At 71.3% G+C, this 15,817-nt stretch carries 14 protein-coding genes and 1 tRNA gene; 7 read left to right on the top strand and 8 right to left on the bottom strand.

Going from position 1 to position 15,817, the window contains the following annotated elements:
- Positions 1 to 124: 124 nt before the first annotated feature.
- Together ligA and mnmA are read right to left on the bottom strand one after the other, a co-directional pair.
- Entirely contained in the window at positions 125 to 2,455 is a 2,331-nt protein-coding gene (ligA, locus tag DEJ11_RS04715) for an NAD-dependent DNA ligase LigA (RefSeq protein WP_111029530.1), read from the bottom strand.
- 66 nt (positions 2,456 to 2,521) lie between these two features.
- A complete protein-coding gene (mnmA, locus tag DEJ11_RS04710) occupies positions 2,522 to 3,628 on the bottom strand; it encodes a tRNA 2-thiouridine(34) synthase MnmA (protein WP_111038787.1) in 1,107 nt (368 codons plus the stop codon).
- Positions 3,629 to 3,684: 56 nt separating this feature from the next.
- On the opposite strand from mnmA, the gene DEJ11_RS04705 reads away from it, so the two are divergent.
- From DEJ11_RS04705 to DEJ11_RS04695, 3 genes are all read left to right on the top strand, one after another.
- The gene (locus DEJ11_RS04705; protein WP_111103131.1) at positions 3,685 to 4,992 is read left to right on the top strand and encodes an MFS transporter; all 1,308 of its coding nucleotides are present in this window, start codon (positions 3,685 to 3,687) and stop codon (positions 4,990 to 4,992) included.
- Positions 4,993 to 5,192: 200 nt separating this feature from the next.
- Positions 5,193 to 5,273, top strand: a tRNA-Leu gene (locus DEJ11_RS04700).
- 143 nt (positions 5,274 to 5,416) lie between these two features.
- Entirely contained in the window at positions 5,417 to 6,124 is a 708-nt protein-coding gene (locus DEJ11_RS04695; RefSeq protein WP_027464603.1) for a DedA family protein, read from the top strand.
- Positions 6,125 to 6,219: 95 nt separating this feature from the next.
- On the opposite strand, the gene rdgB is transcribed toward DEJ11_RS04695, so the two are convergent.
- The 3 genes from rdgB to murI are packed head-to-tail and all read right to left on the bottom strand — an operon-like array spanning position 6,220 to position 8,389.
- Positions 6,220 to 6,813, bottom strand: coding sequence for an RdgB/HAM1 family non-canonical purine NTP pyrophosphatase (rdgB, locus tag DEJ11_RS04690; protein WP_027464602.1), 594 nt, complete (start codon positions 6,811 to 6,813; stop codon positions 6,220 to 6,222).
- Positions 6,810 to 7,547, bottom strand: a complete 738-nt coding sequence (rph, locus tag DEJ11_RS04685; protein ID WP_027464601.1) for a ribonuclease PH — start codon at positions 7,545 to 7,547, stop codon at positions 6,810 to 6,812. The genes rdgB and rph overlap by 4 nt, the downstream gene beginning before the upstream one ends.
- On the bottom strand, positions 7,544 to 8,389 hold the full coding sequence (murI, locus tag DEJ11_RS04680) for a glutamate racemase (RefSeq protein WP_111038847.1): 846 nt from the start codon (positions 8,387 to 8,389) through the stop codon (positions 7,544 to 7,546). Before murI ends, rph begins: the two co-directional genes overlap by 4 nt.
- On the opposite strand from murI, the gene DEJ11_RS04675 reads away from it, so the two are divergent.
- Positions 8,298 to 9,794, top strand: coding sequence for a nicotinate phosphoribosyltransferase (locus DEJ11_RS04675; protein WP_502866907.1), 1,497 nt, complete (start codon positions 8,298 to 8,300; stop codon positions 9,792 to 9,794). The two genes, murI and DEJ11_RS04675, sit on opposite strands and share 92 nt — an antisense overlap.
- Before the next feature lie 110 nt (positions 9,795 to 9,904).
- Here the strand turns inward: DEJ11_RS04675 and DEJ11_RS04670 are convergent, their stop codons facing one another.
- The 3 genes from DEJ11_RS04670 to DEJ11_RS04660 all read right to left on the bottom strand — a co-directional run bounded on the left by DEJ11_RS04670 (position 9,905) and on the right by DEJ11_RS04660 (position 13,072).
- Complete coding sequence (locus tag DEJ11_RS04670; RefSeq protein ID WP_099051947.1) at positions 9,905 to 10,165, bottom strand: DUF3039 domain-containing protein; 261 nt, start codon at positions 10,163 to 10,165, stop codon at positions 9,905 to 9,907.
- An 88-nt stretch (positions 10,166 to 10,253) separates the two neighbouring features.
- Complete coding sequence (locus DEJ11_RS04665; RefSeq protein ID WP_111103132.1) at positions 10,254 to 11,825, bottom strand: ABC transporter permease; 1,572 nt, start codon at positions 11,823 to 11,825, stop codon at positions 10,254 to 10,256.
- Positions 11,801 to 13,072: an ABC transporter ATP-binding protein gene (locus tag DEJ11_RS04660; RefSeq protein WP_258375327.1), complete on the bottom strand. Its 1,272-nt coding sequence runs from the start codon at positions 13,070 to 13,072 to the stop codon at positions 11,801 to 11,803. The genes DEJ11_RS04665 and DEJ11_RS04660 overlap by 25 nt, the downstream gene beginning before the upstream one ends.
- Before the next feature lie 297 nt (positions 13,073 to 13,369).
- Here DEJ11_RS04660 and DEJ11_RS04655 point away from each other — a divergent pair, with 297 nt between their 5' ends.
- From DEJ11_RS04655 to DEJ11_RS04645, 3 genes are read left to right on the top strand one after another with little or no spacing between them, the layout of a single operon-like run.
- Entirely contained in the window at positions 13,370 to 14,065 is a 696-nt protein-coding gene (locus tag DEJ11_RS04655) for a phosphocholine cytidylyltransferase family protein (protein WP_017887019.1), read from the top strand.
- 44 nt (positions 14,066 to 14,109) lie between these two features.
- Positions 14,110 to 14,934, top strand: coding sequence for an ABC transporter permease (locus DEJ11_RS04650; RefSeq protein ID WP_258375328.1), 825 nt, complete (start codon positions 14,110 to 14,112; stop codon positions 14,932 to 14,934).
- Positions 14,934 to 15,704 (top strand): ABC transporter ATP-binding protein, encoded by a 771-nt coding sequence (locus DEJ11_RS04645; protein WP_071405446.1) that lies wholly within the window; start codon positions 14,934 to 14,936, stop codon positions 15,702 to 15,704. The genes DEJ11_RS04650 and DEJ11_RS04645 overlap by 1 nt, the downstream gene beginning before the upstream one ends.
- The last annotated feature ends 113 nt before the right edge of the window (positions 15,705 to 15,817 follow it).

The following is a 15,817-nucleotide window of genomic DNA, read 5'->3' as shown; positions in this document are numbered from 1 at the left end:
GAGTCTATGGAGATGTCCGCGGATCATCCATGCGCGATGCAACTTGTCCCCCGAACTGGGCGCGTTCGGCGGCGCGCCGCGCTCAGCGGATGCGACCGGGCGTGCTGTGCGCCCCGGTCGGTCCTCAGTCCTCGGTCGTGGGCGCTTCCGGTTCGGCGAGCGCCGCGGGCCCCTCGGTCACGAGCAGGTGGAACTGCTCGGCATCGATGATCCGGACGCCCAGCTGCTCGGCCTTCGTGAGCTTCGAACCGGCACCCGGACCGGCCGCCACGAAGTCGGTCTTCTTGCTGACGCTCGAGGCAGCCTTGCCACCGGCGGTGATGATCGCCTCCTGTGCACCTTCGCGCGTGTAGCCCTCGAGTGACCCGGTCGCGACGACGGTGACGCCGCTCAGCACGCCGCCCTCGACGTCGGCGCTGCCCGGGCCGGGGTGGCCCGGGGTGGTGAACTGCACGCCGGCCGTGGTCCAGCGGTCGATGATCTCGCGGTGCCAGTCGACGTCGAACCAGGCGAGCAGGGCGTCGGCGATGATCCCGCCGACCCCGTCGACGGCGGCGAGGTCCTCGCGCGACGCCGACCGGATCGCGTCGAGGGAGCCGAAGTGGTTCGCCAGGGCCCGGGCGGCGACGGGTCCGACGTGGCGGATGCTCAGGCCGACCAGGATCCGCCACAGGGGCTTCGTCTTCGCCGCGTCGATGTTCGCGAGCATCTCGAACGCGTTCTTCGACGGGTAGCGGCTCGGCTCACCGGTGTAGTCGGCGCCGCGTGCCTCGGGGTCGAACGGCGGGTCGGTCTTCTTGCGCGCCCGGCTGAACGGCGTGACGCGCTTCGGGGTGCCGTCGTCGTCGACCTTCTCCATGCCGGTCTCGGCGTCGCGGACGATGACCTCGATCGGGACGATGTCCTGCATCGTCAGGTCGAACAGTCCGGCCTCGGTGACGAGCGGCGGGGTCTCCGGGCGGAGGGGCTGCGTGAGCGCCGCGGCCGCGACCTCGCCGAGCCCCTCGATGTCGAGCGACCCGCGCGATGCGATGTGCTCGACCCGACCGCGCACCTGCGCCGGGCAGCTCTTCGCGTTCGGGCAGCGCAGGTCGATGTCGCCTTCCTTCGCGGGGGCGAGCTCAGTGCCGCACTCGGGGCAGTTCGTCGGCATCACGAACTCGCGCTCGGAACCGTCACGGAGCTCGACCACCGGGCCGAGCACCTCGGGGATGACGTCGCCGGCCTTCCGCAGCACGACGGTGTCGCCGATCAGCACGCCCTTCGCCTTGACGACCTGCTGGTTGTGCAATGTGGCCTGGCGGACGACGGACCCGGCGACCTCGGCCGGGGCCATCACCGCGAAGGGGGTGGCACGGCCGGTGCGGCCGACGCTGACCACGATGTCGGTGAGCGTCGTGTGCACTTCTTCCGGCGGGTACTTGTACGCGATCGCCCACCGCGGCGCCCGCGACGTCGACCCGAGTTCCTCGTGCAGGGCGAGGTCGTCGACCTTCACCACGACGCCGTCGATCTGGTGCTCGACCGACGAACGGCGTTCCCCCGTGGTCCGGACGAAGCCGTTGACCTCGTCGATGGTGTCGAACACCCGGTAGTGGCTGCTCGTCGGCAGGCCCCAGGTCTGCAGCAGCTCGTACACCTCGGACTGGCTGCGGACGTCGGTGCCCTGCTCGAGTTCACGGACGGGCCACGCCCCGATGCCGTGCACGAGCATCCGCAGACGCCGCAGCCGGTCGACCATCAGTGCCCGCTTCGCCTCGGACTTGCCCTCTTCCTTCTGGCGGAGGGACCCGGCGGCGGCGTTGCGCGGGTTGGCGAACACGCGCTCCCCCGCCTCGCGCTGGTTGGCGTTGAGCTCGTCGAACTCGGCGACCGGGAAGAAGATCTCGCCCCGGACCTCGACCAGGGGCGGGTGACCGGTGCCGGACAGGCGGTCCGGGATCGTGCCCATCGTGCGGACGTTGCCGGTGACGTCCTCGCCGACCACGCCGTCACCGCGGGTGGCGGCCGAGACGAGCCGACCGTGCTCGTACCGCAGGTTGATGGCCAGGCCGTCGATCTTCAGCTCGGTCAGGAACCGCACCCGCTCGGCACCGGCGTCCCGCTGCACCTTGAGGGCCCACTCGGTGAGCTCGTCGGGGCTGAAGACGTTGTCGAGCGAGAGCATGCGCTCGGCGTGCTCGACCGGCGCGAACTGCGTCGTCTGCGCCTGCCCGCCGACCGTCTGCGTCGGGCTGTCGGGCGTCAGGAGTTCCGGGAACCGCCGTTCGATCGCGTCGAGGCGGTGCACCAGGGCGTCGTAGTCGGCGTCCGACAGGGGCGAGGCGTTGCCCTCGTAGTAGTCGTGGCGCAGCTCGGTGACGCGGGCGCGCAACCGGTCGACCTCGCGCGCGGCCTGGGCGGCGTCGAGCCCGTCGGGGTCGATGGTCTCGAACGTCGCGTCGGTCTCGCTCATGGCATCAGTTCTACCGTGCACCACCGACGCGGCGTGCAGCGAGCGTGTGCCCCGGGAGCGGCGGGGTCAGGCGTCGACGGGGACGGCGCTGACCGTGGTGTCGATCGTGCACTGACCGAGCACCCGCGTGCCGACGTAGACCACGGCCGTCTGCCCGGGAGCGACCCCGTGCAGCGGCTCGTCGACGTCGATCACGAGCACGCCGTCCTGCACCCGGGCGGTCGCGGGCACCGGGTCGGCGTGCGCGCGGATCTGCACGTCGCAGGCGAACGGCGTCGCGGGGTCGGCCGGGGCCGTGCCCGCCCAGGTGAACCGCGAGCCGGACATCGAGGTGACGGCGAGGGCCTCCTTCGGGCCGACGACGACCGTGTTGTCCTTCGGGCGGATCTCGAGCACGAACCGGGGCTTGCCGTCCGGTGCCGGGCGACCGAGGGCCAGGCCGCGGCGCTGTCCGACGGTGTAGCCGGTGGCTCCCTCGTGCGAGCCGACGACCGTGCCGTCGCGCTCGACGACCTCGCCGGGGGCGGTGCCGACGCGGTCCGCCAGCCAGCCGCGGGTGTCCCCGTCCGGGATGAAGCAGATGTCGTACGAGTCCGGCTTCTGCGCGACCGTCAGCCCGCGCTCGGCGGCCTCGGCCCGGACCTCGTCCTTCGACGGGGTGGCTCCGAGCGGGAACATCGCGTGCTGCAGCTGCTCGGCGGTCAGGACGCCGAGCACGTACGACTGGTCCTTCGCCCACGCGGCCGAACGGTGCAGTTCGCGGGAGCCGTCCGGACCGGTGACGATCGAGGCGTAGTGCCCGGTCGCGACGGCGTCGAACCCCAGGGCGAGTGCCTTCTCGAGCAGCGCCGCGAACTTGATCCGCTCGTTGCAGCGCATGCAGGGGTTCGGGGTGCGGCCGGCCTGGTACTCGGCCACGAAGTCGTCGACGACGTCCTCCTTGAACCGGGCCGAGAAGTCCCACACGTAGTACGGGATCCCGAGGGCCGACGCGGCGCGCTGGGCGTCCATCGAGTCCTCGATGGTGCAGCACCCGCGGCTGCCGGTGCGCAGGGTGCCGGGCATCCGGCTCAGGGCCAGGTGCACGCCCACCACGTCGTGGCCGGCGTCGACCGCCCGGGCCGCGGCCACCGCCGAGTCGACACCACCGCTCATCGCCGCAAGAACACGCATGCCTCCAGGGTAACCCGCCGACGAAGCGGTACCGCTGGCGTACCGTTGGTCGGGCGATGGCCACGACGGGGAACGACTCATTCGACTTCCGGTCCGTCCTGCTGTCCGGGTTCCTGCCCGCTGCGCTCTTCGCGATCGGCGAGGGCGCGATCATCCCGATCATCCCGATCGCGGCCGACTCGCTCGGTGCCAGCCTGGCCTTCGCGGGCTTCGTCGCCTCGCTCATCCTGGTCGGCGAGCTCATCGGCGATGTGCCGTCCGGCATCGTCGTCGCCCGCATCGGCGAGCGGAACGCGATGATCGGCGCCGCGCTCGTTTCCGTGGTCGGGCTCGTCGTCGCCACGACGGCCGCGAACGCCTGGGTCCTGGCGCTCGGGGTGTTCCTGGTCGGCGTCTCCACCGCGGTGTTCGCCCTCGCCCGGCACGCCTACATGACCACCGCGATCCCCCTGCGGATCCGGGCCCGGGCGCTGTCGAGCCTGGGCGGCGTCTTCCGCTTCGGCTACTTCGTCGGCCCGTTCATCGCCGCCGGCGTCATCCACCTGACCGGGACCACCAGCAGCGCCTTCTGGATCCACGTCGTCTGCTGCCTGGCGGCGGCGACCGTGCTCCTGGTGCTGCGCGACCCCGCGACGGGCACACGCGGTCTGCGGTTGCCGCCACGGGCCTCCCGGCTGTCGGCCGACCACGCGTCCGACGCGAGCGACCAACCGACCGAACCGCCCGCCGACACGGGCGCGCAGTTCGTCCAGCAGGAGGCGCAGGGCCTCTTCCGCACCATCCGCGCGAACGGGGCGGTCCTGCTGCGGCTCGGCAGCGGCGCCGGCCTGATCGGTGCGATGCGCGCCGGGCGGCAGGTGATCCTGCCGCTCTGGGCGGTGAGCGTCGGTCTCGACGACTCGACCGCGGCCCTCGTGATCGGCATCGCCGGAGCAGTCGACTTCGCGCTGTTCTACACGAGCGGGCAGATCATGGACCGGTGGGGACGGCTGGCGAGCGCCCTGCCCTGCATGCTCGGCCTGAGCATCAGCTACTTCCTGCTCGCCTGGAGCGGCCACCTGGACGCCCGGGTCGGCTGGTTCGTCGCGATCGCGATGGGCATGTCCCTGGCCAACGGGGTCGGCTCCGGCATCCTCATGACGCTCGGCGCGGACCTCGCACCGCGCGACGCCCCGGCACCGTTCCTCGGGGCGTGGCGGTTCACCGGCGACTTCGGGTCGGCGGCCGCACCGCTCCTCATCTCCGGCGTGACCGCCGTCGCGTCCATCGCCGTCGCGAGCGGGGTGATGGGCGTGCTCGGCCTGGTCGGCGCGGGCATCCTGCTCCGGTACGTGCCCCGGTACCTGCCGCGCCCGCTGCGCTGACGCGCTGCCGCGCTGCCGCGCTGGCGCACCGTGCGCGCTCCTCCGCTCCGTGCGCGGTTGACCGCACCGTGCACACCCACAGCGCCGCACCCAGCCGCCGAGCTCGCACCGGGCCACGTCCCGCGCACGGTGCGTCCCACGGCCTGGAGGCCCGGCGCACGTCCGCCCCGCAGCCCGCGCTCGGTAGACTGCCGCTGCTCGCGGGAGTGGTGGAATCGGTAGACACGCAGGATTTAGGTTCCTGTGCCCCAGGCGTGAGGGTTCGAGTCCCTCCTTCCGCACCGAGTCCCTCCTGGCGCACGTTGCGGTCATCCGCACGCCTCGTGCAGGTCAACCCTGCGAGGGATGGCCCGGTCACTTCCGGGCGGTACCCTCATCCCGCGGGAGTCCTCCCCGTGACTCCCGCTCCACGACCGGAAGAACCATGCACTCCGTCGCACTCGCCCTGATCCCGTGGCTCGATCCGCAGTACATCCTCGACCACTTCGGGGCCATCGCCGTGCTCGTGGTCTGCGCGATCGTGTTCGCCGAGACCGGTCTGCTCATCGGCTTCATCTTCCCGGGCGACAGCCTGCTGGTCATCACCGGCCTGTTCGCCTTCGACCGCGGTGGCGAGATCGGCGGCATCCCGATCTGGGTCGCGGCACTGATGATCGGCGCCGCCGCGTTCCTCGGCGGCGAGCTCGGGTACTACATCGGCAAGAAGGCCGGGCCCCCGATCTTCGAGCGGAAGGACAGCGGGCTCTTCTCGAAGGCGAACGTCGAGCGCACCAACGCGTTCTTCCACCGCTTCGGCCCCCTGGCCGTGATCCTGGCGCGCTTCGTGCCGGTCGTCCGCACCTTCGCCCCGATCGCCGCGGGCGTCGGCCGGATGGACTACAAGAAGTACTCGCTCTACAACGCGATCGGTGCCGTGGTCTGGGGCGTCGGCGTGACGTTCCTCGGGTACTTCATCGGGCACATCCCGTTCGTGGCACACATCGTCCGCGAGTACATCGACATCATCCTGCTCGCCGCGGTCGTCGTGACCGTCGTGCCGATGGCGCTGACGTACCTGCGCAACGCCCGCAAGGCGAAGCACACGAACGAGGCCGAGGCCACCACGGCCCCGACGGTCGACCCGACGCTCTAGCCGCAGCACCGGCGCACAACCGAAGTCGCCCCGGACCACGCGATCACGTGGTTCGGGGCGACTTCGGTTCTGCGGGACGAAGAGAGCGCCGGCGCTCAGACGCCGAAGTGCTCCCGCACGATCGGCGCGATGCCCCGGAACGCCTTGCTGCGGTGCGACAGGGCGTTCTTCTCGTCGCGGGTGAGCTCCGCCGACGAGCGGTCGGCGTCGTCCGGCCGGAACACCGGGTCGTAGCCGTGGCCGCCGTCACCGACGGGCTCGGTCAGCACCTCCCCGTTCCAGACCGCCTCGACGACGTGCTCCTGACCGTCGGGCGTCACGAAGGCGGCAGCGCACACGAACGCGGCGGTCCGCTCGACGACGCCCTGCAGGTTCGTGAGCAGCAGCGCGATGTTGTCGGCGTCCGAGCGGGTACCGGCGTAGCGGGCCGAGTGGATGCCCGGTGCGCCCCCGAGGGCGTCGACGGCGATCCCGGAGTCGTCGGCGAGCGCCGGCAACCCGGTGTGCGCGACGGCGGCACGCGCCTTGATCAGGGCGTTCGCGGCGTAGCTGTCGCCGTCCTCGACCGGCTCGGGGCCGTCGTACCCGACGAGTTCGACGCCCTCGCCCAACGCCGACCCGAGGATCTCGCGCAGCTCGACGACCTTGCCCTGGTTGTGGGTGGCCAGCACCACCTCGCGGGACGTCACGCCAGACCCAGGACCGAACGCTGGATCGCCGCGAGCGACTGGTTGCCGGCCAGGCCGAGGTCGAGCAGGACGTTCAGCTCGTCACGGTCGAACGGCGCGTGCTCGGCGGTGCCCTGCACCTCGATGAACTTGCCCGACCCCGTCGTGACGATGTTCATGTCGGTGTCGGCGGCCGAGTCCTCGGTGTAGGCCAGGTCGAGCATCGGCTCCCCCTTGACGATGCCGACCGAGATCGCCTGCACGCTGTCGGTGAGCGGGGTGGCCTTCTTCGCGATGAAGCCCTTGGCGCGGCCCCACTCGATCGCGTCGGCCATCGCCACGTACGCGCCCGTGATCGACGCCGTGCGGGTGCCGCCGTCGGCCTGCAGCACGTCGCAGTCGATGACCAGGGTGTTCTCACCCAGGGCCTTCGTGTCGACGACCGCGCGGAGCGAACGCCCGATCAGGCGGGAGATCTCGTGGGTGCGGCCGCCGACCTTGCCCTTGATGGACTCGCGCTGCATGCGCTCGTTCGTTGACCGCGGCAGCATCGAGTACTCGGCGGTGACCCAGCCGGTGCCCTTGCCGGCGAGCCAGCGGGGCACGCCGTTGGTGAAGGACGCGGTGCAGAGCACCTTGGTGTTGCCGAAGGAGATGAGCGCGCTGCCCTCGGCCTGCGTGCTCCACCCCCGCTCGATGGTGACGGGACGGTGGTCGGTGGCGGTGCGGCCGTCGACGCGGAGGTTGTCGGTCATGGGGTCCTTTCGGTGCGGGGCAGCGTGATGGCCCCCGTCTGGAGGTGGCCGACGCTCGAGACCTCGGGACCGAGGAAGCGCCGGGCGAGCCGGATGAAGCCGTTCTTGTCGTCGCCCGTCGCCTCGAACGAGTAGGTCGGGGCGGAGGTCGCGGTGCGCTCGAGCCCGTGCTCCACGAGCCGGCGGTAGACGTCGTTCGCGGTCTCCTCGGCGCTGGAGACGAGCGTGACCTCCGGACCCATGACGAACTGGATCGCGGCGGACATGAGCGGGTAGTGGGTGCAGCCGAGCACGAGGGTGTCGACGTCGGCGGCACGGATCGGGTCGAGGTAGCCGGCCGCGATCTCGCGCAGCGACGGCGAGGAGGTGTCCCCGGCCTCGACGAACTCGACGAACCGGGGGCACGCGGCGGTGGTCAGCGTGACGTCGGCGGCGACCGCGAAGGCGTCCTCGTAGGCGCGCGACGCGATGGTGCCGACGGTGCCGATGACCCCGATGCGGCCCGTTCGGGTCTGCTTGACGGCGGCGCGGGCCGCGGGCTGGATGACCTCGACGACGGGGATGCCGTACGCCTGCTCGTACCGTTCGCGGGCGTCGCGGAGCACGGCGGACGAAGCGGTGTTGCACGCGATCACCAGGGCCTTCACACCCTGTTCGACCAGGTCGTCCATGACCTCGAGCGCGTAGCGGCGGACGTCGGCGATGGGCTTCGGGCCGTAGGGCGAGTGCACGGTGTCGCCGACGTAGCGGATGCTCTCGCGCGGGAGCTGGTCGATGATGGCGCGGGCCACGGTGAGGCCGCCGACCCCGCTGTCGAAGACTCCGATCGGTGCATCCGTCACGGCACCAGCGTACCGACGCAGGCCGACGAGCACCGACGCGACCACGCACGCCACGCAGGCCGGGCGCACGGGGTGCTCTGGGCCTCCCCACCGTCACGTCACTAGTGTCGGAGACGTGACCAGCGCGCTCCTCACCGACCAGTACGAGCTCACCATGGTGGACGCCGCCCTGAAGGACGGCACCGCCGACCGCCGATGCGTCTTCGAGGTGTTCGCCCGGCGGCTGCCGGACGGCCGTCGCTACGGCGTCGCGGCCGGGCTCGGACGCTTCCTCACCGCCCTCGGGGACTTCCGCTTCGGCGACGAGGAGATCGGGTTCCTGCGCGACCGCGGTGTCATCGACGCCGGCACCGCCTCGTGGCTCGCCGACTACCGGTTCAGCGGCGACGTCCGCGCCTACCGAGAGGGCGAGGTCTACTTCCCGAACTCCCCCATCCTGCAGATCGAGGGCACCTTCGCCGAGGCCGTCGTGCTCGAGACCCTCGCCCTGAGCATCTTCAACGCGGACTCCGCGATCGCCTCCGCCGCCGCCCGCATGGTGTCCGCCGCCGACGGCCGCCCGCTCGCCGAGATGGGCTCCCGCCGCACCGGCGAGTGGAACGCCGTGGCCGCCGCCCGTGCCGCCTACATCGCCGGCTTCGGTGCGACGAGCAACCTCGAGGCCGGCCGCACCTGGGGCATCCCCACGATGGGCACCGCCGCGCACGCCTTCACGCTGCTGCACGACTCCGAGGAGCAGGCGTTCCGTTCACAGCTCGACGCGCTCGGCAACGGCACGACCCTGCTCGTCGACACCTACGACATCGAGGCCGCGGTCGAGACGGCCGTCCGGCTCACCGACGGCAAGCTCGGCGGCGTCCGCATCGACAGCGGCGACCTGCCGTCCGTCGTCGCCGCCGTGCGTGCGCAGCTCGACCGCCTCGGCGCGACGGGCACGAAGATCACGGTGACGAACGACCTCGACGAGTACACGATCGCCGCGCTCCGAGCCGCCCCGGTCGACTCGTACGGCGTCGGCACCTCGGTCGTCTCCGGCTCCGGGCACCCGGCCGCCGGCATGGTGTTCAAGCTCGTCGCGCACCGGGACGCGGACGGCGGCGACTGGGTCCCCGTCGCCAAGAAGTCGGCCGACAAGGCGTCGATCGGCGGCCGGAAGGAGGCGGGCCGACGACTCCGCAACGGCGTCGCCACCGCCGAGATCGTGCTCACGGGTGCGCAGGTCGGTCCGGACGAGCGGCCGCTGCTGGTCCCCGTGGTCACCGGCGGCGAGGTCGACCCGGCGTTCCTCGGCACGCAGGGTGTCGAGGCCGCACGCGCGCACCACAAGCGCGCGAAGGCGGAGCTGCCCGCCGACGCGTCGCGCATCGGGCGCGGCGACCCCGCCATCCCCACCCTGGTGATCTAGGGCGCACGCGCGCGTCGCGCGGCACCTCGCGCGCCGCGTCGCGACCGAATGACGGACGGGAGGCCCGTGGCGGCCTCGCCACGGGCCTCCCGTCCGTCTGTTGGTCGCGTCTACTCGGCCTTCATCTTCTCGTAGATGGCCTTGCAGTCCGGGCAGACCGGGAACTTCTCCGGGTCGCGACCCGGGATCCACTTCTTGCCGCACAGGGCCTTGACCGGCTTGCCGGACAGGGCCGACTGCAGGATCTTGTCCTTCTTCACGTAGTGCGAGAACCGCTCGTGGTCACCGGGTTCGATCGCTTCGTCTTCGAGGAGCTTCTCGAGCTCCCGGTCCATCACGTCGAGGCCGCCGCCTGGTTCCGTCATGCTCATGGGTCCAGGGTACGACGGTCCGCCCTCGGGCGCGCCGCTCGTCCGCGCTGGGCGATCGTCGCGCGGAGTCGCTCGGTGCTCGGAGTTGCTAGTTGCGCTGTGCCGCGGCGAGCAGGTCGGGGCCGCGGCGGTCGAACAGGCGTCCGCCGGCGGAGACACCGATCACGAGCACGACGGCACCGACCCCGATGCCCACCAGGAGCGTCAGCACCGACCAGGGCTCCGGACCCTGCACGACGGCCAGCACCGCGAGGCAGGCTGCGGGGACCGTGCAGAGCACGATGCCGATCACCATGGACGCCTGCGCGACCGTGGCGGTGACGCCGGCGGCCTGGGGCTGCTGGAACGGGTGGTCGCCCGGGCGCACCGTCGGGTAGGGCATGAGCACGGACAGGACGCTCGACAACCCGAGCCCGGACAGCAGCGCGCTCGCACTCACGCCGATGAGCAGCGGGAACGCCGCCCAGTCTCCGAACAGCCGGGCGGACAGTGCGGCCCCGGCGACGATCGCGGGCGCCCCCACGACCAGCACGGGCACGACACGGCCGAGCCGGTCGCTCCACCCGGGCGCACCCGAGGCGACGTGCAGCCACACGGCGGTGTTGTCGTACGAGACGTCGTTGTGCGGCAGGAACCCCGCGATCAGGGCCATCAGCGGCAGCGGCACGAGGGCGGTCCACTGCCACGGCACCCCGGCGACACCGAGCGGGATGACGACGATCGGCACGAGCAGGATGATCAGGTACGACGTGCGGTACCGCGGGTCGCGAACCCAGTAGGTGAGCGCCCGGGCGGCGACGGCCGACACCGGGGCCGAACCGAACCGGTCGAACCAGCCCAGGCCCTGGTAACGGCGGGTGCGGGCGCGGTCGTCGACGGTCTCGAGCGCACGGCCGACGAGTGCCCACCACGCCCAGGCGAGGAGCGCGACGACGACGACCGCGACGAGGAGCTTCAGGACACCGGCACCGACGTGGCCGCTCGCGACCTCGGCGGGCACGGCCCACGCGGCACCCCACGGGGTCCACCCGGCGACGTCCGCGACGCGCTGCATCTCGGCGCCCTGCGGGTCGAGCCAGTCGACGCGCAGCAGCAGCGCCACCGTCGGGATCGAGAGCGCGATGATGACCAGGGCCACCAGCCACCCGGCGTCGCGGGAGCGGTCCGGCCCGATCAGCCGGGAGCCGACGGTGCAGCAGACCCGGATGAGGAGCGCGCACGTGGCGACGCCGAGCAGCCCGCCGAGCACCGCGAGCAGCCCGAGACCGGGGTCGCGAGCCCAGGCGACGACCTGGCCGACCGCGACGACGACCACACCGATCACCGGGATGCCGACGAGGCCGGCGACGACGAGTCCGATCGCCAGGCGACGGCGCTCGATGCCGAACACCGCGAAGCGCCGCGGGTGGAGCTGGTCACTCCGGCCGACGACGAGCGGCACGACCGTGAACCCGAAGGTGATCAGGGTGCCGACGGGCACGATGACGGCACGTGCGACGTCCGGGTCGGCGTCACCGAGGGCGATGGTCTGCGACGCGACGAACACGGCGGCGAGGAGTCCGACGAGGCTCCCGAGCACGACGGCGACGGACCGGCGGGCGGTGCCGCGGACCTCGCCCGCGAGCAGGTCCGCCCTCAGCCGGAGAAGCTGTGCAACCATTCCATGCTCTCCGCGACGACACGACCGCCGGCGAGTTCGACGAACTTGTCCTCGAGGCTCTTGCGCCCGCGGACCTGGGCCATGGTGCCGGACGCCAGGACCTTGCCGCCGACGATGATGGCGACCGAGTCACAGGTGCGCTGCACGAGCTCCATCGAGTGGCTGGACAGCACGACCGTGCCGCCACCCCGGGTGTACCGGCGCAGGATGTCCGTGATCGTCGCCGCGCTCACCGGGTCGACCGACTCGAACGGCTCGTCGAGCACGAGCACCCGCGGCGAGTGGATCAGGGTCGCGGCCAGGGCGATCTTCTTCGCCATGCCGACGGAGTAGTCGGCGACCTGGCGGCCCAGCGCCTCGCCCAGCCCGAAGGCCTCGGCGAGGTCGGCGCTGCGCTTCCGGGCGGTGGCACCGTCGAGCCCACGGAGCGTGGCCGAGTAGTAGAGGAGCTGCGCACCGGTCAGCCGGTCGAACAGGCGGAGCCGGTCCGGCAGCACACCGAGACTGCGCTTCGCCGCCGTCGGGTCGGCCCAGACGTCGTGGTCGAGCACCGTCACCGAGCCGGCGTCGGGGCGCAGCAGTCCGGTGATCATGGAGAGGGTCGTCGTCTTGCCGGCGCCGTTCGGGCCGACCACGCCGAAGATGGAGCCCTGCCGGATCTCGAGGTCGACCTCGTCGACGGCCAGGGTCTGCCCGTACCGCTTGACCAGGCCGCTCGCTGCGAGCACGACAGGCTGGAGCGTCTGCGGCTGCTTCGGGGCGGCGGTGCGGGGCGCACGCTTCTTCGCCGCGGGCGCGGCGGTGCTCGCCCGGTCGGCGACGTCCGTCGCCTCGTCCGCGTCGGTCGGGACGGGATGCGCGGCGTCGGTCCGCGGGGCGGCCTTCGTCGGGCGCTTGGTGCGTCCCTTGCCGTTGCGCGCCTTCGCGGGGCGGGGCGCTGCGGCCGTCGCGTCGTCGCTGCGGTTGTCCGTCGTCGTGTCGTCTGTGCGGGTCTCGGTCGTCGCGTCGGTGCCGGTCGTCGCGTCGTCCGGGTTGGTCGCCGTCGTCGCGTCGGTGCGGACGGCCGTCCCGTCGGTCATCGCGTCATCAGTGGCGGCGTCGTCCGCATCAGTGTCCCCCGTGTCGTCGTCGGCTGCGTCGTCCTCAGCAGCCGCGGCGGTGTCCGCGTCGTCGGCGTCCCCCGCCTCGGTCATCCAGGCAGCGTCGGCCGTGGCGTACACGTCCTCGTTCTCTGCTCGCGCTGGCATCGACCCACCGTACCAACGCTCTCCGACCGTCGGGAACCGTCGCGGCCAGGGTCACGAATTGAGTACGAAGCACGCAGACCCGTACCCCGCGAGGGGGTGTTTCCGTATCATTCACCAGGGCACGAAGGAGTGTTCACCACTTGGAAACCTGCTCCAGCAGGCGATCCCGGCAGCCTCCTCGCTGCGACGACCACGTCGACGCGACCGGTTCTCGGGCAACTCGGACGTTGGAAGCGCAGACTCGACGAGGCCCGCCCGTACCCCAGGGTGCGCGGGCGGACACCAGAAGGGACCAGCATGACCACGCAGATCGTGATCCTCGCAGCGGGGATGGGCAGCCGTCTCGGCCGCAGCCTGCCGAAGCCGCTCACGGAGCTCAGTGACGGCCGCACCATCATGCAGCAGCAGTTCGACAACATCCGCGCCGCGTTCGGTTCGAGCGCCCGCGTGACGATCGTCGTCGGCTACAAGTCGGAGCACATCGTCGAGGCGTTCCCCGAAGCGAACTTCGTCTACAACGAGTCCTACGACTCCACCAACACCTCGAAGAGCCTGCTGCGTGCCCTCAAGGCCACCGGCAAGAGCGGTGTCCTCTGGATGAACGGCGACGTGGTCTTCGACCCGATGGCGCTCGTCCGTGCGGCCGACATGATCGACGAGGGCCGTTCCTTCGTCAGCGTCAACACCGACAAGGTCTCCGACGAAGAGGTCAAGTACACCGTCGACGCCGAGGGCTTCATCCACAAGCTCTCCAAGCAGGTCGTCGGGGGTCTCGGCGAAGCCGTCGGCATCAACTACGTCTCCGCCGCCGACAAGCAGGCCCTCATCCGCCAGCTCGGGCGCGTCGACGACCAGGAGTACTTCGAGGGCGGCATCGAGGCTGCCATCGCCGAGGACGGGCTACGCTGGACGCCGATCGACATCTCCGACCTGTACGCGGTCGAGATCGACTTCGCCGAGGACCTCGAGCGCGCGAACAACCTGTTCGCCTGAACCACCGTCAGGACCCCCTCGGCGGTTCCGCCCGGAGGGAAACCGTGACGACAGCGAGTGCGCCGACCGCGCCCGTGGCTCCCGCACCCGCGAAGGCCCGGAGCGCCGGTCGGCGCTATCGTCAGGCCCTGTGGTTGCTGACCGTCCGCGACCTCCGGGTCCGCTACTCGACGTCGGCGCTCGGCTACGTGTGGTCGATCCTCGACCCGCTCGTGATGTCGGGGATCTACTGGTTCGTCTTCACGCAGGTGTTCCACCGCGGCTCGGTCGGTGAGGATCCGTACATCGTGTTCCTGCTGTCCGCGCTGCTGCCGTGGATGTGGTTCACCGGCGGCGTCTCCGACTCCACCCGGGCGTTCATCAAGGAATCGAAGCTCATCCGCTCGACCACCATCCCCCGCACCATCTGGGTGGCACGGATCATCGCGTCGAAGGGCATCGAGTTCCTGCTGAGCCTGCCGGTCCTGGCGGCCTTCGCGATCGCGACGGGCGCCCACCTGCACTGGCAGGTCGTGTTCTTCCCGCTGGCGATCGTGCTGCAGTGCGCACTGGTCTACGGCCTGGGCCTCATCGTCGCCCCGCTGGTGGTCTTCTTCCGCGACCTCGAGCGCGCCACCAAGCTCGTGCTGCGGTTCCTGTTCTACGCGTCCCCGATCATCTACGGCACGCACGCGCTGCCCTCCGCCCTGCGTGACATCGCCGCGATCAACCCGCTCACCGGCATCTTCGGCATGTACCGCGCGGCGTTCTTCCCCGGCCAGCTCGACTTGCTCGAGGTCGGCGCCTCGGTGGTCGTGACCGGCATCGTCCTGGTGATCGGGTTCGCGGTGTTCCGCCGCAGCGAGCACCGCGTGCTGAAGGAGCTGTGATGACCGCGACCGACCAGACCCGTCGCACCGAGACCGTCGCACCGGTCATCTCGGTGCGCGACGCCGGCATCTGCTTCAAGCGCAACCGTCGCGCGAGCCGGAACTTCAAGGACCTGTTCGCCGGACGCGGGCGCCGGAAGCGTGCCGATGAGTTCTGGGCGCTCCGCAACGTGTCGTTCGACGTCCGCCCGGGCGAGGCGATCGGCGTCGTGGGACGGAACGGCCAGGGCAAGTCGACCCTGCTGAAGCTCGTGGCCCAGGTCATGCTGCCCGACGAGGGCCGCGTCGACGTGGGTGCCGGCGTCGCCCCGCTCATCGAGATCACCGGTGGCTTCGTCGGGGACCTCACGGTGCGCGACAACGTGTACCTGACGGCGGGCCTGCACGGCATGTCGCGGGCCGAGATCCGCGACGCCTTCGACGAGATCATCGACTTCGCCGAGATCGCCGACTTCGTGGACACCCCCTACAAGCACCTGTCGAGCGGCATGAAGGTCCGTATCGCGTTCGCGGTGATCTCGCGGCTCGACGAACCGGTCATCCTGGTCGACGAAGTGCTGGCGGTCGGCGACAAGGCCTTCCGCGAGAAGTGCTACAAGCGGATCGAGCAGCTCCTGGCCGGCGGCCGGACGCTGTTCTTCGTCTCCCACAGCGACAAGGACCTCCGTCGCTTCTGCGACCGGGGGCTCTACCTCGACAAGGGTCGTCTGCAGCTCGACGGCACCATCGAGGCCGCGCTGGCCCGGTACGCAGCCGACTACGGCTCCTGACCGGCCGGGGTACTCCCCCTGCACCAACACCGGTATCGCTGGCTCCCTCCACAGCCCCGGTCCTCGTGAGCGCCCCCGGGGTCCCGCCGTCGGACCCTCCCCCTAACGTTCCA

It is taken from the genome of Curtobacterium sp. MCLR17_058, assembly GCF_003234705.2.
In the GTDB taxonomy this organism is placed as follows: domain Bacteria; phylum Actinomycetota; class Actinomycetes; order Actinomycetales; family Microbacteriaceae; genus Curtobacterium; species Curtobacterium flaccumfaciens.
This window is presented reverse-complemented; position numbering and strand designations above follow the sequence as displayed.